Annotated in this window: 1 protein-coding gene; it reads right to left on the bottom strand. The window is 61.7% G+C overall.

All coding sequences use genetic code 11. From position 1 onward, the window contains the following. Nucleotides 1-506 (bottom strand): IS630 family transposase (locus ACXJ3V_RS20875; protein WP_457102267.1); only part of this gene is annotated, 506 nt, incomplete at both ends.

Genomic DNA, 506 nt, shown 5'->3' with positions numbered 1-506 from the left:
ATGTACTGGCGCACGTTGGCTTTCTTGTGGGCCGGCAATCCGTCAACCACCAGGTGCACGGGCTTGCTGCGGCCCTTCATAATCTTCTTGAGTAATTCGATGAACAGTTCGGCATTCAACGCACCCTGGTAAGTCGCGAACCAGAAGCCCCCTTTGGCGTTGACAGCCGAGGCCGCCGAGATCGACTGGCGTTGCCCGGGACGCTCGATGACCGGGGTCTTGCCTTTGGGCGCCCAGGTTTTACCGTGCACGGTGTCGGCGCGAAATCCCGATTCATCCCAGAAGTAGACTTCGCCTCCGCTTTGCCTCGCGGCCGCGGCGATGCCGGGGTAGGTTTCACGCTGCCAGCGCTCGATGGCTTGAGGATCGCGCTGGTAGGCGCGCTGCAAAGGCTTTTGTGGGGTCAGTCCGAGYTTGGCCAGCAATGCACCGACTGCCGTCACCCCCATCCTCKCGCCGAACTTCTGCTCAATCAGCGTCACCACAATGGCGCGTGTCCACAGCCC

The sequence above is a fragment of the Microbacterium sp. P5_E9 genome (assembly GCF_054049175.1).
Note: the sequence above shows the minus strand (reverse complement) of the source record. Positions and strands in the feature narration are given on the sequence as shown.